At 30.5% G+C, this 21,156-nt stretch carries 20 protein-coding genes and 1 riboswitch; of the genes, 18 read left to right on the top strand and 2 right to left on the bottom strand.

Annotation, left to right across the window (positions count from 1 at the left end; all coding sequences use genetic code 11):
• The first annotated feature begins 11 nt into the window (after positions 1–11).
• The 13 genes from CLFE_RS18975 (at position 12) to CLFE_RS18915 (ending at position 8,168) form a co-directional block, all read left to right on the top strand.
• Complete coding sequence (locus CLFE_RS18975) at positions 12–512, top strand: hypothetical protein (RefSeq protein WP_077893906.1); 501 nt, start codon at positions 12–14, stop codon at positions 510–512.
• Positions 513–665: 153 nt separating this feature from the next.
• Positions 666–1,037 carry a hypothetical protein gene (locus CLFE_RS18970; RefSeq protein WP_077893905.1) on the top strand — a complete coding sequence of 124 codons (372 nt, stop codon included), beginning with the start codon at positions 666–668 and terminating at the stop codon, positions 1,035–1,037.
• 213 nt (positions 1,038–1,250) lie between these two features.
• The gene (locus tag CLFE_RS18965) at positions 1,251–1,496 is read left to right on the top strand and encodes a hypothetical protein (RefSeq protein WP_077893904.1); all 246 of its coding nucleotides are present in this window, start codon (positions 1,251–1,253) and stop codon (positions 1,494–1,496) included.
• A 55-nt stretch (positions 1,497–1,551) separates the two neighbouring features.
• Positions 1,552–2,037 (top strand): hypothetical protein, encoded by a 486-nt coding sequence (locus CLFE_RS18960; protein ID WP_077893903.1) that lies wholly within the window; start codon positions 1,552–1,554, stop codon positions 2,035–2,037.
• 187 nt (positions 2,038–2,224) lie between these two features.
• Positions 2,225–2,644: a hypothetical protein gene (locus CLFE_RS18955; protein ID WP_077893902.1), complete on the top strand. Its 420-nt coding sequence runs from the start codon at positions 2,225–2,227 to the stop codon at positions 2,642–2,644.
• Positions 2,645–2,809: 165 nt separating this feature from the next.
• Entirely contained in the window at positions 2,810–3,076 is a 267-nt protein-coding gene (locus CLFE_RS18950) for a hypothetical protein (RefSeq protein ID WP_077893901.1), read from the top strand.
• 25 nt (positions 3,077–3,101) lie between these two features.
• Positions 3,102–3,599, top strand: a complete 498-nt coding sequence (locus CLFE_RS18945) for a hypothetical protein (protein ID WP_077893900.1) — start codon at positions 3,102–3,104, stop codon at positions 3,597–3,599.
• Positions 3,600–3,758: 159 nt separating this feature from the next.
• Positions 3,759–4,010, top strand: coding sequence for a hypothetical protein (locus tag CLFE_RS18940; protein ID WP_077893899.1), 252 nt, complete (start codon positions 3,759–3,761; stop codon positions 4,008–4,010).
• 19 nt (positions 4,011–4,029) lie between these two features.
• Positions 4,030–4,527, top strand: a complete 498-nt coding sequence (locus CLFE_RS18935) for a hypothetical protein (protein WP_077893898.1) — start codon at positions 4,030–4,032, stop codon at positions 4,525–4,527.
• Positions 4,528–5,215: 688 nt separating this feature from the next.
• Positions 5,216–6,076 carry a cytochrome b family protein gene (locus CLFE_RS18930; RefSeq protein WP_077893897.1) on the top strand — a complete coding sequence of 287 codons (861 nt, stop codon included), beginning with the start codon at positions 5,216–5,218 and terminating at the stop codon, positions 6,074–6,076.
• Positions 6,077–6,201: 125 nt separating this feature from the next.
• Positions 6,202–6,564: a zinc-ribbon domain-containing protein gene (locus CLFE_RS18925; protein WP_077893896.1), complete on the top strand. Its 363-nt coding sequence runs from the start codon at positions 6,202–6,204 to the stop codon at positions 6,562–6,564.
• Positions 6,565–6,718: 154 nt separating this feature from the next.
• Positions 6,719–6,859 carry a hypothetical protein gene (locus CLFE_RS18920; protein WP_169850962.1) on the top strand — a complete coding sequence of 47 codons (141 nt, stop codon included), beginning with the start codon at positions 6,719–6,721 and terminating at the stop codon, positions 6,857–6,859.
• 142 nt (positions 6,860–7,001) lie between these two features.
• Positions 7,002–8,168: an MFS transporter gene (locus CLFE_RS18915; RefSeq protein ID WP_077893895.1), complete on the top strand. Its 1,167-nt coding sequence runs from the start codon at positions 7,002–7,004 to the stop codon at positions 8,166–8,168.
• 71 nt (positions 8,169–8,239) lie between these two features.
• Here CLFE_RS18915 and CLFE_RS18910 read toward each other — a convergent pair whose 3' ends face one another.
• Positions 8,240–10,273, bottom strand: a complete 2,034-nt coding sequence (locus tag CLFE_RS18910) for an RICIN domain-containing protein (RefSeq protein ID WP_077893894.1) — start codon at positions 10,271–10,273, stop codon at positions 8,240–8,242.
• 446 nt (positions 10,274–10,719) lie between these two features.
• Here CLFE_RS18910 and CLFE_RS18905 point away from each other — a divergent pair, with 446 nt between their 5' ends.
• From CLFE_RS18905 to CLFE_RS18890, 4 genes are all read left to right on the top strand, one after another.
• On the top strand, positions 10,720–11,433 hold the full coding sequence (locus CLFE_RS18905; RefSeq protein ID WP_077893893.1) for a MurR/RpiR family transcriptional regulator: 714 nt from the start codon (positions 10,720–10,722) through the stop codon (positions 11,431–11,433).
• Positions 11,434–11,598: 165 nt separating this feature from the next.
• Positions 11,599–13,155: a PTS transporter subunit EIIC gene (locus CLFE_RS18900; RefSeq protein WP_077893892.1), complete on the top strand. Its 1,557-nt coding sequence runs from the start codon at positions 11,599–11,601 to the stop codon at positions 13,153–13,155.
• A gap of 1 nt (position 13,156) precedes the next feature.
• Entirely contained in the window at positions 13,157–14,494 is a 1,338-nt protein-coding gene (locus CLFE_RS18895; RefSeq protein ID WP_077893891.1) for a 6-phospho-alpha-glucosidase, read from the top strand.
• 84 nt (positions 14,495–14,578) lie between these two features.
• A complete protein-coding gene (locus tag CLFE_RS18890) occupies positions 14,579–15,076 on the top strand; it encodes a PTS sugar transporter subunit IIA (RefSeq protein WP_077893890.1) in 498 nt (165 codons plus the stop codon).
• Positions 15,077–15,135: 59 nt separating this feature from the next.
• Here CLFE_RS18890 and metH read toward each other — a convergent pair whose 3' ends face one another.
• Positions 15,136–18,774 carry a methionine synthase gene (gene metH / locus CLFE_RS18885; protein ID WP_077893889.1) on the bottom strand — a complete coding sequence of 1,213 codons (3,639 nt, stop codon included), beginning with the start codon at positions 18,772–18,774 and terminating at the stop codon, positions 15,136–15,138.
• 72 nt (positions 18,775–18,846) lie between these two features.
• A riboswitch (SAM riboswitch) is annotated at positions 18,847–18,947 on the bottom strand.
• 285 nt (positions 18,948–19,232) lie between these two features.
• On the opposite strand from metH, the gene CLFE_RS18880 reads away from it, so the two are divergent.
• The gene (locus CLFE_RS18880; RefSeq protein ID WP_077832388.1) at positions 19,233–21,155 is read left to right on the top strand and encodes a PrkA family serine protein kinase; all 1,923 of its coding nucleotides are present in this window, start codon (positions 19,233–19,235) and stop codon (positions 21,153–21,155) included.
• The last annotated feature ends 1 nt before the right edge of the window (position 21,156 follow it).

Here is a 21,156-nt window from a genome sequence, read left to right as displayed (position 1 = left end):
GGTGATAGAGGATGATGAATAAAATATTTAAGAAGGTAGTTAAATTTTATGATATAGATAAATTGGGAAGAGGTACATTAGTAGGTATATTCATGATGTCATATCTTATGGCAAAGCGGATAGACAGAGATGGAAAGTTTTGGGCAAGTTTTGTACTTACATTGGTAATGATATTAGGTTTAATAGTTCAGATATTAAGAGAAGATAGAGATAAAAAAAAGATAATAAACTATATATTAGCAACTTTAGTTATGTCACTTATAAGTAGTGGTATATATTTTCTGAATAAATATTGGAATGATAAGGTTATGGGGTCTATAGTATTTGTAACTATAATATGGGTTGCTGCTATAGTTGTAATTATAAGGGCTATATTTATGATGAAAACGCAAAAAAACATGAAGAAAAGTAAAAAGATAATGGTGGTTATAGCGGTTATATATATTATAGTTTTAGCAATAGCAGTTACAATTTTATGTTGGAAAGACATAACATATGTTTTTAGAAACTAAATTGATTTAGAAGATATTAAAGCAGATTTTCATAATATAGAAAAATTATTATGGGAATCTGTTTTTGTATAAAGAGAAAAAGTGGATGGAGTTAATTGACAAATAAGAAATAAAAATGGTAAATTGAATTTATAATTTTGAGGCAATAAAATTATGAAGATGAGCAAAACTAAGGCAATTGGAATAGTGTTAATAATTACGGCAATTATTAAAAGTATAGGTATAGAAAATATACCATTTCCAGTAACAGTAGTAGCATTAGCGGCACTTATAATAGGTGCATTTGTTTTGACTTTTAAATATAAAATAAGTAGGGAAGAAAGAATACTATTAATAATTATGACGTCATTGTTGGCATTAATAATCACTATACTTATAATATTTGTTATAATTCAGGATAACTATCCTCAAATTTCAGTAATATATAAACCTTTAATTTTAACGGTATTAGCAATTTTATCAATTATATTAATGGCAGTTGGAGTTTTTAATGCCATATATAAAATTAAGCATAATAAATTATAAGGTAATATATTTTTAAATAATTGTGACACTTTAGAAATCACAATGTAAGAACTTTATTACAACGTATATGATAAGCAGATTTTCATAATAGAGAAAAATTATTATGAAAATCTGTTTTTTTATAAAGTGAGAAAATTTAATGGAGTTAATTGACAAATAAGAAGCTAAAATGGTAAATTGGATTCATGATAATGAAGAGGTAGAGTAGGAGCTATGTATGCTTCAGCAAAAATGTCAAAGTTTTGTGGACCGCTTTCTGCAGCATCATCAGTACTTGGGATGGTAGATGATGGCTTGAATTATAAGTATGGAACGCAGAGGGTACTTGTAGATATTGCTGGACTTGTGATAGGGGCAGGGGTGTCTGTAGCTATAGGAGCTTTTTTAGCACCAGGATTATTTGCAGTAGGAGTAGGTATGCTTGCATCCTTTGGAATATCTTGGGGGGAAGTGCTTTGAAAGATGCTCTCTGGAAAGAAGAGAAAGATTAGGATTAATAAGAGGGTGATAGAGGATGAGGAATAAAATATTTAGAAAGTTAGTTGAAATTTATGATGCAGGTAGTTTGGCAACAGGTACATTAGTGAGTATATCTATAATATCGTATATAGTAGCGAAAAGGACAGCAAGGGATGCAAAAATTTGGGTATGCGGTGTGATTACACTTGCAATGATATTAGGCTTAATAGTTCAGATAATGAGAAAAGATAGAGAAGCCAGAAGGATAAAAACATATTTATTTGGAACTTTGATTGGTATATTTGTAACTTCTATATCATATTTGATGAATAAATATTACAATAATATTGTCATAGTTGGATATTTAGTTGAACTATTTTTATGTGCTTTAGCGATAGTGATTATTATATGCACAATTATTGTTTTGAGGAACAAAAACAATAGATTTAAGAAAGGTCAAAAAATATTCTTTGTAGTTTTTTCGATATATTGTATAGTGATATTAATAGTAGTCATGATTTTATTTAAGAGCAAAGGATGATAGATTTTTAAAAAATAAGTTATTTTAGAAAGTCCTAAGCAGATTTTCATAATAGAGAAAAATTATTATGGAAATCTGTTTTTTTATAAAGTGAGAAAATTCAATGGAGTTAATTGACAAATAAGAAACTAAAATGGTAAGTTGGATTTATAATTTTGAGTGTGTAGAAGGTTGAGGAAATAAAATTATGAAGATGAGCAGAAGTAAAGCAATTGGAATAGTGTTAATAATTACGGCAATTATTAAAAGTATAGGTATAGAAAATATACCATTTCCAGTAACAGTATTAACACTAGCGTTACTTATAATAGGTTTATTTATTTTGAGTTTTAAATATAAAATAAGTAGGGAAGAAAGAATACTATTAATAGTTATGGATTCACTCTTGGCATTAATAATTGCTATAATTATAATATTTGTTATAATCCAGGATAACTATCCTCAAATTTCAGTAATATATAAACCTATAATTTTAACGGTATTAGCAATTTTATCAATTATATTAATGGCAGTTGGAGTTTTTAATGCCATATATAAAATTAAGCATAATAAATTATTAGGTAATATATTTTTAAATAATTGTGACACTTTAGAAATCACAATGTAAGAACTTTATTACAACCTATATGATAAGCAGATTTTCATAATAGAGAAAAATTATTATGGAAATCTGTTTTTTTATAAAGTGAGAAAATTTAATGGAGTTAATTGACAAATAAGAAGCTAAAATGGTAAATTGGATTCATGATAATGAAGAGGTAGAGTAGGAGCTATGTATGCTTCAGTAAAAATGTCAAAGTTTTGCGGACCGCTTTCTGCAGCAGCATCAGTACTGGGAATGGTAGATGATGGTTTGAATTATAAACATAAAACTCAGAGGTTACTTATAGATGGTGTGGGAATAGCGTTAGGTGTAATTGCAACGGTTCTTTTACCGGAAGGAATACTTGGAGCAGGGGCATGTATGTTAGCTTCTTTTATTATAGGAGCAGGTGAAGAGTGGGCAAAAAAAAGTTTGCTGGTGGAGATAATGATTTAATAGAAGAATAAGAGGGTGATAGGGGATGAAAAATAAAATATTTGGGGAGTTAGTTAAATTTTATGATATAGATAAAGTAGACAAAGGACTAATGCTAACTTTAAGTGCAGTAGCATATTTTATTGCAAAACATACACCAGTAGGTAAAGATTGGCTACCGGTTGTTCTTGAATTTGTAATGATATTAGGTTTAATAGTTCAGATATTAAGAGAAGATAGAGATAAAAAAAAGATAATGAACTATGTGTTAGCAACTTTAGTTATGTCACTTATAAATAGTGGTCTATATTTTCTGAATAAATATTGGAATGATAAGGTTATGGGGTCTATAGTATTTGTAACTATAATATGGGTTGCTGCTATAGTTGTAATTATAAGGGCTATATTTATGATGAAAACGCAAAAAAACATGAAGAAAAGTAAAAAGATAATGGTGGTTATAGCTGTTATATATTTTATAGTTTTAGCAATAGCAGTTACAATTTTATGTTGGAAAGACATAACATATGTTTTTAGAAACTAAATTGATTTAGAAGATATTAAAGCGGATTTTCATAATAGAGAAAAATATTATGGAAATCTGTTTTTTTATAAAGTGAGAAAATTTAATGGAGTTAATTGACAAATAAGAAGCTAAAATGGTAAATTGGATTTATAATAATGAAGAGGTAGAGTAGGAGCTATGTATGCTTCAGCAAAAATGTCAAAGTTCTGTGGACCGCTTTCCGCAGCAGCATCAGTACTTGGGATGGTAGATGATGGCTTGAATTATAAGCATAAATATCAGAGGTTACTTATAGATGGTGCGGGAATTGCGGCAGGGGTAATTGCAACTGTTTTTTTTCCGGAAGGAATACTTGGAATAGCGGCAAGTATGGTTGTATCTTATGGAATAGGATATGCTGAGGAAAAATTGAAAAAAGGTCTTGATTAATAAATAAGGGGTTAATGTAATGAGAAATAAGATATTTAGGAAGTTAGTTGAATTTTATGATATAGATAACGTTGGAAAAGGCACATTAGTAGGTGTAAGCATAATGTCATATCTTATGGCAAAGCGAACAGGACATGATGGAAAGTTTTGGGTGTGTCTTGTAATTACCTTTATAATAATATTAGGCTTAATAGTTCAAATATTAAGAGAAGATAGAGATGTGAAAAAAATTAAAACGTGTTTGGTTGTAACTCTTCTTGGTGCGTTTGTAACAAGTATAATATATTTAGGTAATAAATATTATAATAATGATGCTGTAAGTGATAGATTGGTGGAACTCTTGCTATGGGTTTTAGTTATAGTTGCAATTATAAGAGCTATGTATATGATAAGAGATAAAAGTAATAAGATGAAGAAAAGTAAAAAAATAATAGTGGTTATTGCTGTTATATATTTTGTAGCTGCGACAATGGCAGCTACGATTTTCTTTGAATTTAAAATAGGATATTTTTTTTGAAAATAAATTAATTTAGAAGATATAAAAGCAGATTTTCATAATAGAGAAAAATTATTATGGAAATCTGTTTTTGTATAAAGAGAATAATATAGAATTAATTGACAAATAAGATACACGGATGGTAAGTTATACTTATGACAGCTTCGGCAAGCTAATAGCTGTAGATGGAAGCTTAAAGGATACAGCACTCCAATAAATTCATATAGATATAAGAGTGAAACAGGATTATACTATTTGCAAAGTAGATATTACAATCCAGAATGGGGAAGATTTGTAGATTCATATAGGGGGGTAAAATAATAACAGGAGTAGGATCAGCAGCAGATTCAGGTGCAGGAGTAGGTATATGAAAGGGAGTAGCGAAGTTAACTAAACCGATTGATTATCTTTTTTCAACACCTACAATAGCTAAAGTTGGTGGAGGGATTAGTTTAGAAATAAATTTTCATGTGTTTTTAGTTTGCAATCTAAATATAATGTTATGTGATTTTCTTAAAGTTTGAATAAAAAATCAAAATAATATTATATATGATAAGTGTATTATATGACTTTTTACTCATTTTGTTTTCTATTATATGATAAGATTAGTTCGGACTTGTATAATAGTACGAACATTATTCAATCAAATAAGATAGATATACATTGAATAAACCCTAATAGATATTGAGAATTTTAAGGTGGTAAAAGAATGAGAATATTTCAAACATGTTTTTTTATAATTGGAATTATATTCTGGTTAATAATAGGAGTTATAATAGCACTAAGTTCTAATTGGTTTTTAGGCATTAAAAAAAATGCAACGAAAGGAAAATATAAATATTATTATTTGCAAAGTTTGCCTAAAAGAAAAAGATGGGATATAAGTAAGGTTAGTCCATGGAAGGTTATTTGGTTCATAATCGTTATGAGTATAACAATTTACTTTCTTAAACCGAATTTTCTTGATATTCCTCAATTAATAACTGGAAAACTAAATTATGTCACTGGGGAAGTAGCAGAAATAAAACATTATAGCAAAGACCCAACATACTATGTTTATCTGTCTACAGGAGAAGAGATTGAATTTTTCTTTTCATGTGGTGTAAGTCAATATGATTTTTGCAAAATAGGATATCTAACCCACACGCATAAAGCGATTTATTGTGAAAAAATTGTTGTGGGAAGTAATAATAAAAAAGAAGGAAAGGTTGTAGGGTTTCCTTTTAAAGATATTTTATTGTTCATTGCTATAATGGGCGCGGCATTCTTTTTAGCATTTATTTCACCATTTATTAAATTGAAACTATTCATACCAACAAATATAATTGCTATTCCTATTTTTGCTTACTATTTTATAAAATATGGAATGGAAAATGGTATTTGGTTTTCTATTGAAAATGAAAGCATATTTGGTTTGATTATGGGAATCATGGGTTCATTAATGATATTTTCTATATATTTACTTGAAAAACGAAAGTTTGATGATTTTTATAGAACTTATCTTTGTGCTCAAATGTGTTCGATTCTTGAATTAGTAATGCTTATATGTTTAGTGTTTAATTTGGAGTAAAATAATCCAATATCCTCCATGAAAACAAAGGAAACCCTAGCAATAAGCTTTCGGTTATATAAATATTGTAAAAAATATAGCATGATGATATAATTAAATTCGATAAAATATTAAGGAGTGATAGCTTGATAATTTGGGGCTGGGGTAGAGTAACCAAAAGGAAGATAGGAGAAGTTTTTCAACGTACATGTAGTTATTGTAACAGTACAGAAGTTTGGAATTTATGCATTATTAGAACCTGGTTTACTTTATTTTTTATACCTGTAATACCTTATAAAAAAATGTACTGTATTACTTGTCCTAACTGTGGAAGTTACATACAGCTAACAAGTGAACAGTTTGAAGAAATAAAGAAGTCATTGCAGGCTTCGTCGGGTAATGGTAATAGTGAAGCTGCTGTGGAAGAAATTAAATATTCAGGAAAAACAGAAACTCAAATAAATTATTTAAAGCAAATGGAAGATTACAGAAAAAAGCAAGAAAATTAAATAATTTATTATACATAAGGTAATTTAATAATTCTATCTTTACATAATGTAAATTAAAACATCGGATAAGTACTATATTATTCGGTGTTTTTGTTGATTGAAGGTAAAATGGTATGGTATAATTATCATATAAAGTAATAAGGAGGGTTGGAGTATGGCATATTTAATTAGCAAAGTTAAAATCGATAAGAGTCCTAATTATTGTTGTGCAGTTACAAAAAATGGAATCAGACGTTTTAACAGGAGAAGTCTGTCCATTTTTAATGATTTTGCTAATATATGTATATTTCCATAGTGCCTTTTATGTAATTAGAAGATGATATTTAATTCTATGGTTTGTATATATTCCATAGGATTTTTTGTTTTATTAGTGATATATTAATTTGGATAAACTCTCCATTGAGAAAAGTAAAAACACATACAATGGAGGAGTTATTGTGAAAAGTATAAATAGAAATATAAAAGTAAGTTATATATATAATCTTATGATGAATTTTGATATGACATCGGCTATATGGGTGCTGTATTTGAGCTATAAAGGGTTGAGCTTAACAGAAATAGGTGTGATTGAAGCTATATTTCACGTGTCCAGTGTTTTAGGAGAAGTACCTACAGGTATAGTTGCAGATTTTCTTGGAAGAAAGACAAGTGTTGTAGTTGGAAGAATAATGTCCTTGATTTCTGGCATTATTATGATATTTGGAAATGGATTTTTTATGTTTTCTCTAGCTTTTGTATTTTCAGCTTTAGGCCATAATTTGAATTCAGGAGCAGAAGAAGCTCTTATTTATGATACTTTAAAAAAGCTTAATAAAGAGGAAGAGTATAATAAAACTGCAGGAAAAATAGCGGTAATGATGGAAATAGGAAATGGACTTGCGGTATTTGTTGGTGGAATTTTATCGGATATTAGATTTGTGTATGCATATATTTTATCTTTACTAGTTCAAGCTTTATCCTTTATAGTTTCGTTATTTTATGTGGAACCAAAGGAAAAACAGAAAATCACTAGAAATAGTTTTTTCAAGCATATAAAAGAGTGCGGTCATATTTTCTTTAAGAAGAAGGAAGTATTTTATCTAATATTATTTTCTGAAATTACGGCTACTATAGCGGCAACAATATATTATTATAGTCAAAAGTATTTTGGAGACATGAATTACATGAAGGTTATAATAGCTGTAATTCTCCTTTTGGATAATGTGGTTCAAGCCTTTGCTTCAAAGGTTTCCTATAAACTAGAACAAAAATTGAAAGTAAAAGGAGTTATAATATTAATACCGTTATTGTATGTAATATCACTCTTTGGACTATTTTTCTTTAAAGGAAAACTTACAATTTTATTTTTTCTTGTATGTTCCTTTAGTTGTGGGATAACCTATCCTATATTTAGTAATTATATTAATGGTCTTATACCATCAAAAAATAGGGCAACTATACTTTCCTTTCAAAGTATCTGCTATAGTATTTGTATGATTGTTGTTTTTCCTACTATAGGTTTTTTTAGTGACAGGTATGGAATTACAAATGCATTTTTGTTCATTATGTTTATGCTTGTTCCTGTTATTTTTGTAGGTATTGGTATAGTAAAAGAAAATAGGTAGTTAAAAACCTGGGATTAAAAGTTTTCTTATAGAAATTTTAATTCCAGGTTTATTGATTTATATATAATATTTTAATTAGGAATTAGCTCCCAAAGTTGTCCATCTCCACCCCAATAGTTCCACTGGCAAACATTAGCGCCAGAATCTTTACTCATGTTATAAACATCTAGACAAGATTTGAAGTTTGAGGCTTTAGTTAAAATAGCATACTTATTGCCAGAAACATTTTGCAATTTGAATTTCTGCATGTCTCCACCCCAATAATTCCATTCTTCAATATTAGTCCCATCAGTAGAGGAGTTATTTGTAACATCAAGGGAACTTTTGTAGTTAGAAGCACCTGTTAATATATTGTAAGTGCCATCATTATTGGATACTATCTTAAATTTTTGAGCATTATTATTTAAAGGTGTCCATTGTCTAATATTAGTTCCATCGGTAGTCTCTCCGTTAGCCACATCTAAATACATTCCGCTTAAAGAGCTTTTAATATAGTAAGTACCATCCAGTTTAGTAGAGGGATTTATTGTTGAGTCAGAAACCTTTGAACCCCAAATTGATTCATCGTTTGAACCTATTAAAGAAAAAGTCATAGTGTTTTTATGTGAAGCTGATTCATCGTATTGCTTGAAGAATACTCCTTTGTAAGTAACACTGCCAATTACCATAGTGCAGTAGTAGCTTCCAGACTTTTCGCTCCAGGTTCCAGTATAATCCCCAGAAATAGTACCATTAGCATTTAATGAAACCTTAGAGGTTTTTAGCATACCAGTTTTTGCTGTGGTTGCGTTTAATCCATGGTTAACAAATTCGTAAGTTCCAACAATATCACTATTAGAGTAACCAGAGTTAGAAATTTGACTTCCTAAATATTCATATACTGCGGTTACAGGCCAGCCATCTTCATTTAAGAATTGTTGATGCACTCTAATTTGATGGTTTTCAGTACCATTATTAAATCTTGTATGATAAATGAGGTATCTTTGTCCAGAATTATTATCAATCAGTGCAGAATTATGCCCCCCTGACATATAGCCTTTTGAGCTTAATTCAGAGCTATTTACACCTGCAAGAGAAGAAAAATAGTAGTTACCGAACAGTTTTATACCTTTAGTTGATTTATCATCATTAGCACTGGTGCATATTGCTGAATTTCCTCGTGAATCCGTATAAGGTCCAGTTATATTTTTTGATCTAAACATACGGATTTGATATCCGCTGAAATTATCAGTAGCATCAAGGCCACAGTAAGATTCATACAGGTAATAGTAGTCTGAGGCTTTGTCGTATTCAATATATGAACCTTCACCTGAGGTTCCATAGCCACCAGATATTTTTGTGCCAAGATATTGATCAGAAGCATTGGTTTTAGTTGAATATTTATATGAATAATCCCTTAAACCTGTAGAATTATCTAGCTTTAATATAAAAAGTCCACCAAACCATGAACCGTAAGAAAGCCACAGGTTACCTGATTTATCGTATTTTATGCAAGGATCAATAGCGTTAGTACCATAAGCTGAATTCCAAGAATTATTTGATAAGTATCTTTTGTCTACATTGTTTGTACCAGTAACCTTTGCATAATCAGTTTGGCTAGCTTCGGAAGAGTTGGTAAAGCCCGAATATACAATTGTTCCAGCGTATTTGTATGGTCCAGTTATACTATCAGAGGTTGCAAGAGCTATAGAAGAATAAAAATTGTTACCGTTAACACTCATATACATGCACCATTTCTTCATTTGCTTATTATATATAACATCAGGTGCCCATAGATTTCCCGTTATATCATAGGATTTGCTACCGTGAGCGGCCCATTTGCCACCTACAGAAAAAATATTTGCATAGTCATTATTTATGTTTGTTTGGAAGTAACTCCAAGAAGTTAAATCAGAAGAAACTGCATCTGCTCTATGTGAGCCAAAGAGATAATATTTTCCGTTAGCTTGTACTATTGACGGATCGTGTACTGAAACCCTCGAAGTGTTTAGTGCAGCAGCAGAAGCTGTAACAGGGGTGTTAAATGAAATTACTCCAAATTGACCTACTAGAGTTAAAGATAACCCTAAAATAATGGACGTGATTTTCTTAAATCTATTTTTCATTATTATTCGATATATAAAAATATCTTTCCCTCCTTTTATTTTGGAATGTAGTATAAAGTTTCCCTCCTTTACAAAAGCTTTTAACAATAATTTTGAATAAAGCTAATATTATTACTGACTATCCTTTTGTATTTTAAAAGAAATTTTTTACTATTTTTTAAAATACGTTGACTACCGCTATATTTATAATGTTAAAGGTAAGAAAAATAATTGTCAATACTCTATAATATAAAAGAATAATTTAAAAAAACACCTTAATTAATAAAATTTAATCGATTAGTATAAAAGTGAAAAAATGTAATTAAATATATTTACAATCATGATTTGTTCTGTTACAAATAAAACTAACTGAATTCAGTTTTTTAAAATTAATTATATAGATTTAATTATGTATGTAATGATATACTAAAAAGAAAATGCATTTTATGAACAGAAGGTGTTTATAGTTGGGGAATAATGCTATATTAACAGAACTTGAGAAAGTAATGTTAAATAAAATACAAAATTATATTAATAAAAATGAAAAAGTTGGTATAGATATAATAGCAAAGGAATGTTTTGTTTCAAAGTCAGCAATTATTAAACTATCTAAGAAGCTTGGGTATAGTGGATATAGTGAAATGTACTACACTATTCTTTCAACCGCTAATAATGCACAAAAGTTAGATTTTTCTAACACTAGTGGTATTATAGGTGTAAATGATCATTTAAAAGAGAATATTGATATGCTTGTAGAGGTACTAAGAGAATTTAAAGATAAAAAAATTTATTTGGATTCATTAGGTCTTTGTGATAGTGCAAAGGAATATTACTTGCAAAAGTTGTTGATATTTGGATTTGATGCAGCTAGTAGTTATCACTATGAAGCATTTAGAAATAGTAAGTCTGGACTTTATTTTTTCTTTTCTTATTCAGGATATAGGGCTGAAATTATTGAAAAAGTTAATGAAGCCATTAGTAATAATTTTAAGGTTATAGCCTTTACTTCTAACAAAGAGTCTCCGCTTGCAAAACTTTCATATGTAACGGTTGAAGTTGGAGGTATCAAGTCTGATGTGGAGCATTACTTACCTAATTTTTTTACTGCTAATTTAATAATCTTATTAGAATTAGTGTTGGTTGAATATTCTAAGAAATACTTGAACAGAGAAAAAGATTAATGACATATAACAGACCAGTAATGGAAATTGCTGGTCTGTTTTGCGCTTATATTGCAGTAAACTTTTTTACTTTAGGTAAACATTTTCACAACTATGAAAACTGTATTGATAGGCAAAACAAACTGGGGTATATTATAAACAAATAAAAGAAGGAGGCATTATCTCATGAAAGAAAAATTATTGTCATTAAGTCAAAAATTTTCACAGGCTGCAGTACAACCAGTTATGTTTTTAACAGTTATGGGAATTGGTCTTGCAATAGCTGTTATTATGCAGCTTAGTTTTATGCCATCATTTATAGTTTTTATAGGTATGCTGCTAAAGAAGATGATGGATGCTATGCTTAATAATCTTTCTATTATCTTTTGCGTTGGACTTACCACAGCATTTGCTAAAAAGAAAAAAGTGGATGCGGCTATCATTGGATTAATCGTTTACATTATATTCTTAGCTGCTAATAATGCTTGGCTTACATCTCAAAATATGCTGGCTAAGTCAGGTGCTATGGGATTATTTGGAACTGGTCAAAATACTGTATTAGGATTTCAAGTAATAGATATGAATGTGTTCTTAGGAATAATATTAGGATGTATTACTGGATATGTGTTTAACAAATTTTCAGATATACAATTTGGCGATATGTTCAGAATTTATGGAGGATCAAGATTTGTATTTATAGTTATGATACCTATTACTTTGATATTGGCAATTGTGCTCAGTTACGTATGGCCAGTTATCAATTACGGTATTAATGGCTTATCAGGATTTATGAAAGGTGCAGGTGCTTTAGGTGTATTTGTATATTCATTTGGCAACAGATTTTTAATTCCAACAGGATTACATCATTTATTATGGATGCCATTTTGTTTTACAGGAATCGGTGGAACCTTGAATGTTGATGGAAAGTCTATACAAGGAGCTGTTAACATTTTTTATTCTGAAATGAGTAATAGTGCTAAGCTTACAGCAATTGATCCATCTATAAGATTTGCAACCTTTGGATTTGCAAAGATTTTTGGAAGTATAGGTATTGTTCTTGCTATGATAAGGACTGCAAAACCTGAAAATAAGAAAGCTGTAAAAGGCTTACTTATACCATCGCTTTTCGTTGCAGTTGTAGCAGGAATTACAGAACCTCTTGATTTCGCATATCTTTTCATATCTCCACTACTATGGTTAGTACATGGCGTAATTACTGGCTTTTCAGAAATGTTATTGTGGATTTTGGGTTCAAGAACGTATTCGATTTATGGTCTTTTAGATACAGTGGTTTGTAATTCTGTAATAAGCCCAAAAATTTCCAAAATATATATTTTCTTCGCAGTTGGTATCATAATGACTGCAGTATGGTATTTCGTATTTGTTTTCCTAATTAAGAAATTTAATATTAAGACACCTGGTAGAGAAGATTCAGTTAACAATTCTTTAAATAAACAAGTAAATGATAACGTTTCTAAAAGTGATAGTAGAGATGAAGACTCTGAATTAATTATTGAAGGATTAGGCGGAGCTGAAAACATAGTAGAGGTTAATAACTGTTTTACACGTTTAAGAATTGATGTAAAGGATGTTAGCAAAGTAAATAAAGATATAATAGGAAAAGCTCAGCAAAAGGGCATTGTTGTTAAAGGTAATAATGTACAAATCATCATAGGAATGACAGTAGAAAATTCAAAGGAAAATCTTATTAAATTATTAGATAAAAAGAAAGGGGTAATTTAAAATGAAAAAGTATTCAATTTGTATTGTTGGTGGGGGAAGCCGTTACACACCAGATATGCTTGCAATGTTATGTAACCAAAAAGAAAGATTCCCATTGAGAAAAATTGTTTTATATGATAATGAGAGTGAGCGTCAAGAGATAGTAGGGGAATATGCAAAAATATTGTTTAAAGAATACTATCCTGAATTGGAAGAAGTAATATGGACAACAGATGAAAAAGAAGCATTTGAAGATATAGATTTTGCTCTTATGCAAATTCGTGCAGGAAGATTAAAGATGCGTGAAAAGGATGAAAAAATTTCATTGAAGTATGGATGCCTTGGTCAGGAGACATGTGGAGCTGGAGGATTTGCATATGGACTTAGAAGTGTTCCTGCGGTTATTGATTTGATAAAAAGTATTAGAAAGTACTCTTCTAAGTGCTGGATTTTAAATTATTCTAATCCTGCTGCAATTGTTGCAGAGGCAACTAAAAGAGTATTTCCAAGTGATTATCGTATAATTAATATTTGCGATATGCCAATTGCAATTATGGATATTTATGCTGCTGTGCTTGGTTTAAAAAGAAGAGACTTGGAACCAAAATATTTTGGATTAAATCATTTTGGGTGGTTTACGCACATTTTAGATAAAAAAACAGGGGAAGATTATTTGCCTAAATTAAGAGAAATTTTGAAAACACCAGTAGATGTTCAAACAGAGCCTCTTTTTCAAGAAAAATCTTGGAAATCCACCTTTGAATTTATGAGCCAAATGATAAAAGATTATGATGAATATTTACCAAACACATATTTACAATATTATTTATATCCTAGGAAGATGAAGGATAAGGAAAATCCAGAATATACAAGAGCTAATGAAGTAATGGATGGAAACGAAAAAGAAACTTATGAAAGGATGCATAAGATTATATCCTTAGGAAAAATTCACGGCACTGAGTATGAGCTTACTAGTGATGTGGGATGTCATGCTGAGTATATAGTAGATTTAGCAACAGCAATTGCAAATAATACAAATGAAATTTTCTTGACAATTACAGAAAATAAGGGAGCTATTAATAATGTTTCTCAAGGTATGATGGTAGAAGTTCCATGTCGAGTTGGAAGCAATGGAGTTGAGCCTTTAGCTGTGGGAAGTATACCAACTTTTTATAAAGGACTTATGGAAAATCAGTATGCATATGAAAAGTTAGCGGTAGATGCATGTTTAGAAGGAAGTTACCAAAAGGCATTACAAGCACTTGTTTTAAATCGTACAGTTGTAAATACCGATGTTGCTAAGGAATTATTACAAGATTTAATTGAAGCTAATAAAGGCTACTGGAATGAACTTCAATAAATTTTAGACAACCTATAGTAATAAATAAATATTCTTGATTGTAGTAAGGAGCTGTAATCAAGAATATTTTAAGGAGAGAGATATATGTTTGGAAAATTATTTTCAAGAAATAGTAATAAGGTTGAAGCTATATTTGCCTATGCATCAGGTGAGCTTTTAAAAATTGAAGATGTTCCTGATCCTGTTTTTAGTGAAAAATCCATGGGAGAAGGAATTGCAATATTACCTACAGATGGAAGAATTGTTGCACCAGCAGATGGAGAGATTATTTTAATTTCTCCAACAAAACATGCTTTAGCATTAAAAACAACTCTTGGGCAAGAAATACTTATTCATATTGGATTAGAGACGGTAGCACTTAATGGACAGGGCATTGAGGTTCTCATAGGATTAGGAGATAAAGTTGTAAGGGGACAAAATATTGTCAATATTGACTTGAAGTTTATTGAAAAAAATGCAAGCAGTACAGTAATACCAATGGTAATCACAAATAGTGAAGAAGATATCTTTAATTTTGAGTGGGAAAATATTAAAGAGGTGAAAGCAGGGGAAACAAAGTTATTTAAGGCAAGTTTAAAATGAAAATAGGGTGCTCAAATGATTTTGGGCATCCTATTTTTAATTAATATTGAAAATCTCTTTTATAAAAGTGTATCCAGTAATTTTCTTGTTTCTTTTATATCTTTATTGCTTCTCAAAGTGTAGTCTTCTAATTGATCTTTACCTATTTTGTTTATATTAAAGTACTTTGCCTCTTTGTTTGCAAAATACAATCCACATACACTTGAGGGAGGTGTCATCATATAGCTTTCAGTTAAGCTTACACCGATAGAATCATTAGATAAAAGTAAATCAAATAATTTTATTTTTTCCGAATGATCTGGAATAGCAGGGTAGCCAATAGCAGGTTTTATGCCTCTATAACCCCCTTTAAGTAATTCTTTTAAGGATAAGTTTTCATTAGGAGAGTATCCCCAATGTTCTTTTCTAACCTTTAGATGAAGTAGTTCTGAAAATGCTTCTGCAAGTCTATCACATAGTAGCTTAACCATAGTAGCACCATATTCGTCGCCTTGTTTTTTTAGTTTGTTAGAATATTCTACTGCACCTATTGAAGCTGTTACAATAAAGCCGCCTATATAGTCTTTAATACCACTAGCTTTTGGGGCAATGTAGTCAGAAAGAGCTTTATAATCTTTATTTTTTAGTATTTGCTGCTGACGAAGAGTGTTAAAGGTTATGGTTTTACTATCAGAGTAAACTTCTATATCGTCATTAACGGAATTTGCAGGGAATATACCAAAAACACCATTGCAGGTTATAATATTCTCCTTTTCCAATCTATCTAGCATTTTATTGGCATCTTTAAAAAGTTTGTTAGCTTCATCACTGTATTTTTTGTCTTTAAGTATTTCGGGATAAGTCATTTTCATATCCCAGGAAGTGAAGAAGAAAGTCCAATCTATATATTCTCTTAAAGTTTTTAATGGAACAGAATCTAATTTTTTTGTGCCTAGGAATTTAGGTACGGCTATTTCAGCTTTAGTCCAGTTAATAGAAAATCTATTTTTTCTAGCATTTTCAATGGAAGTAAGCTCTGCTTTATTTATAGAAAAAGTTTCTCGTATTTTGGCATATTCTTCTTTTAAATCTTTTAAATATCCGGGTCTGTTTTTGCTCATCAAGTTTTTTGCTACAGTTACGGCATCAGAAGCATCACTGCTATAAACTACAAAAGGATATTTTGGTTCTAATTTTAAAGCTGTATGGGTTTTTGAGGTAGCAGCACCACCAACCATAAGTGGAATATTTAGATTAAGTTTCTTCATTTCCTCTGCTACATGCGCCATTTCATTTAATGAGGGTGTTATAAGACCGCTTAAAGCTATTATGTCTGCTTTTTCATTTTTAGCTGTTTCTAGTATTGTTTCACAAGGAACCATAACACCTAAATCGATAACTTTAAAGTTATTACAGGAAAGTACTACAGATACAATGTTTTTTCCTATATCATGTACATCACCTTTAACGGTTGCAAATATTACCTTACCGGCACTTTTGCTTTCGCTTTGAGACTTTTCTTCATTTATATAAGGAAGAAGACATTCAACAGCCTTTTTCATAACTCTAGCGCTTTTTACAACCTGAGGAAGGAACATTTTTCCCTCTCCAAAGAGTTTTCCTACTTTTTTCATTCCATCCATTAAAGGACCCTCTATAACCTCAAGTGCTTTAGAATAATTCTTCCTTGTTAATTCCACGTCTTCTTCTATAAATTCAACATTTCCCTTAACTATAGCGTAACTCAATCTTTCGTTTGGAGCTTTATTTCTCCATTGGTCTACATCGCTTTTAACTAAAGTTGTTTGATTTTTATAATTTTCTGCAACCTCCAAAAGTGCATCTGAAGCGTCTTTAGATTTATTAAGTACAACAGCCTCTACTTTTTCTAGAAGTTCTTTATCCATATCGTCATATAGATCAATCATTGCAGGGTTAACAATCCCCATGTCCATTCCCGCGTCTATTGCATGATAAAGAAAAACAGAATGCATAGCTTTTCTTATAATGTCGTTACCCCTAAAGGAGAAGGAAAGATTACTAACGCCTCCACTAACTTTAGCATAGGGAAGATTTGCTTTTATCCATTTAACTGCTTTTATATAGTTAACTGCATAATTGTCGTGTTCTTCAATTCCTGTTGCTATAGCTAATATATTTGGATCAAATATTATATTTTCAGCTGGAAATTTAACTTTTTCTGTGAGAATTTCATAAACTCTTTTACAGATTTCAATTTTTCTTTCATAGGTATCCGCCTGACCTTTTTCATCAAATGCCATTACAACTACGCCAGCTCCAAAGTTTTTTATGAATTTTGCTTCTTCAATGAATTTTTCTTCTCCAACCTTAAGACTTATGGAGTTTACTATAGCTTTTCCTTGTATGGATTCTAAACCAACCTTAAGTACTTCAAAATTGGAGGAATCTATCATCACTGGAACCTTTGAAATTTCTGGTTCACTGGCAATAAGTCTTAAAAAAGTTTCCATTTCAGAAGGGGCATCTAAAAGTGCATCATCAAAGTTGATATCTATAATTTGGGCACCATTTTCAACTTGATGTCTTGCAATAGTTAGAGCTTCTTCATAATTTTTTTCACGTATGAGTCTTGCAAATTTTCTTGAGCCTGCTACATTCGTTCTTTCTCCAATGTTAATAAAGTTACTATTATCATTTATTTTTACATTTTCAAGTCCGCTGTAAATTGTTTCTGGTTTTAAATTGGGTAATTTTCTTGGAGGGATGCCGCGCACGGCTTCACTTATTGCTTTTATATGTTCTGGTGTAGTACCACAGCAACCTCCAACTATGTTTAGGTGAGAAGAAAGTGCAAGACTTTTTACAAGAGAAGCAGTTTCCTCTGGTAGTTCTTCATACTCACCAAGAGAATTTGGAAGACCTGCATTTGGATGAAAGGATATGTATCTATTTTGAGTTTCTGAAAGTATTTTTATAAAAGGTACAAGTTCTTTGGCGCCAAAGGAACAATTAAGACCTATGGCAATTACATTTTCATCCTTTAAACTTTCAGCAAAGGCATCCAGAGTTTGCCCGGAGAGTATTCTTCCACTTTTGTCCGCAATAGTTCCCGAAATTATAATAGGAAGATTTATTTTTTTCTCTTCAAATACCTTTTTAGCTGCAACTATTGCGGCTCTAGCATTTAAGCTGTCAAATACAGTTTCAACTAATAGAAGGTCAACACCTCCATCGACTAAGCCTTCTATTTGATTTTTATAAGCATTTAATAAATCATCGAAGCTCACATTTCTAAAGCCTGGATTTTCAACATCTGGTGATAGAGAAGCAGTTCTATTAGTTGGTCCTATTGAGCCAGCTACAAATCTAGGCTTTTCAGGATTTAAATTTGTATAGTGCTGACAAGCTTTTTTCGCAAGAGAAGCACCTTTAAAGTTTAGTTCATATACCTTCTCCTGCATATTATAATCCTTTTGAGATATTTCATTTGAGTTAAAGGTGTTTGTTTCTATTATATCTGCACCTGCCTCAAGATATCTTTTATGGATGTTTTCTATTATGTCTGGATTTGTTAAATTTAAAATATCATTGTTACCTTTTTGGTTTGAATGACAAGAGCAGGATACCTTTCCACTAAAGTCATTTTCGTTTAAATTTAAAGCTTGAATGCAGGTTCCCATAGCTCCATCCAAAACTAAAATTTTTCTATCTAGTAATTTTTGTATTGAAAAATTCATGAGTTTGCCCCCTTAGAATTAGGATAAAATAAAAAGCCCTTGGAAATAACCTCGGGCTTACATTCGTGATTATTCTCATCTATCAGCATTTGCTGCAGGATTTGGCACCGCGTATAAAATATACTGGTTGCCGGGTTTCAAAGGGCCAGTCCCTCCACCACTCTTGATAAGATTCTATTATTAAATTTGATTTTATTATATTAGTTAAATTAAAAAATGTCAATACAGTAATTTTACAATAATAAATACATATATTTATTATAGATATTTCATTCCCAATATATATGTTGTAATAAAGTTCTTATTTTATGGCTTCTAAAATATCACTGCTTAATAGCTTAGACTCTAAGATGTTTAAAAGTCAGAATGTATTAGAACTTTCACAACTTATATATCAATTTTATATAGAATTTAATTACTTTCAAAAGGGATGTTATAAAATGATTGGAGGTGCATTCATGGATTTTAAAGAAATTATAGAGAATGATAGAATTAGCACAAGAAAAACGAAATTTGAAGGTACATTTATAGAATATCTTGATATAGTTAAGAAGAATCCAGAAGTTGTTAAACTAGCTCACAAAAGAATATATGATCTCATAAAAAATAAAGGCTCTGAAATTTTAAGACCAGAGGAAAACCATAGGATAAGGAAAATTTATGGAAATGAAGTAATAAAAAGATACAACTTTTTTAAGAATGACTTTTTTGGTATAGATAAGGTCATAATGAAGCTTATGAATTATTTGAACGCAGCATCAATGAAAGGTGAGGAAGCAAGACAGGTACTTTATCTTGTAGGACCTGTAGGAGCAGGAAAATCTTCTTTAGTTGAATCAATAAAAAGAGCACTTGAGGAAGCAAAACCAGTTTATTCATTAAAAGGTTGCCCTATGAGAGAAGAACCACTGCATCTTATTCCTAAACATTTAAGAGAAGAGTTTCAAGATTTGCTTGGAGTTGAAATTGAAGGAGATTTATGCCCTGTTTGTAGATATAGACTTATGCATGAATACAATGGTGAGTATGAGAAATTCCCTATAGTTAGTAATGGCTTTTCTATAAGGTCAAGAAAGGGAATTGGAGTAGTACCACCTGTTGATCCTAATAATCAGGATACATCAATTTTAACTGGTAGTATAGATATATCTAAAATGGATTTATACCCAGAGGATGATCCAAGGATTTTCTCATTAAATGGAGCTTTTAATGTTGGTAACAGAGGACTCGTAGAGTTTATAGAAGTATTTAAAAACGATGTAGAATATTTGCATACAATAATAACAGCAACTCAAGAGAAATCAATACCATCACCAGGTAAAGGAGCAATGATATATTTTGATGGACTTATAATAGCACATTCTAACGAGGCAGAATGGACTAAGTTTAAATCAGACCATACAAATGAAGCTATACTAGATAGAATTGTAAAGATTGAAGTACCTTATTGCTTGGAATTAAATGAAGAGAAAAAAATATATGAAAAAATTCTTAAGAAGAGTAATTTTACAGCGCATATAGCACCACATACTTTAAGTGTTGCAGCTATGTTTGCAGTACTTTCAAGACTTAAACCATCTTCAAAGGTTGATTTAGCAACAAAACTTAAGATATACAATGGAGAAGATATTGTAGAAAATGGAACTACTAAGAAGGTTGATATAAGTGAACTTAGGGAAGAAGCAGGAATGGCAGAAGGCATGAATGGAATATCTACAAGATTCATAGTGAAAACTATAGATAACGCTCTTTCAAGCTCACAATATGACTGCATAAATCCTTTGAGCATAATGGAAAACATTATAAGATCAGTTAAGGATCTTGACATAGCTGATGATGAAAAGAAAAAGTATTTAGGCTTTGTACAAAACGTAATAAGAAAAGAATATAATAAAGTTTTGGAAAAAGAGATAACGAAAGCATTTATTCATAGCTATAGAGAGCAAGCAGAAACTTTATTTAATAATTATTTAGATAATGCAGAGGCCTTTGTAAATAAAACGAGAATTAAGGATAACTCAACAGGTGAAGAGCTTAATCCAGATGAGAAGTTTATGAGATCCATAGAAGAGCAAATAGGTATATCTGAAAGCTCATCTAAAGGTTTTAGAACTGATGTTACATCGTATATGTTTTATGTAGTAAGAAATGGCGGGAAAATAGCTTATGATGCATATGAGCCCTTAAAAGAAGCCATCGAAAAGAAGCTTACCTCTTCAGTTAAGGATTTGTCAAGAATAATAACAAAATCAAGAGTAAGGGATAAAGAGCAGGACGAAAAGTATAATGCTATGGTTGAGGAAATGAAGAAGAATGGCTATTGCGATCATTGCTGCGATGTTATATTAAAATACGCTGCTAACAATTTGTGGAAGGATTGAT

This window comes from Clostridium felsineum DSM 794 (assembly GCF_002006355.2).
Lineage (GTDB): Bacteria > Bacillota > Clostridia > Clostridiales > Clostridiaceae > Clostridium_S > Clostridium_S felsineum.
This window is presented reverse-complemented; position numbering and strand designations above follow the sequence as displayed.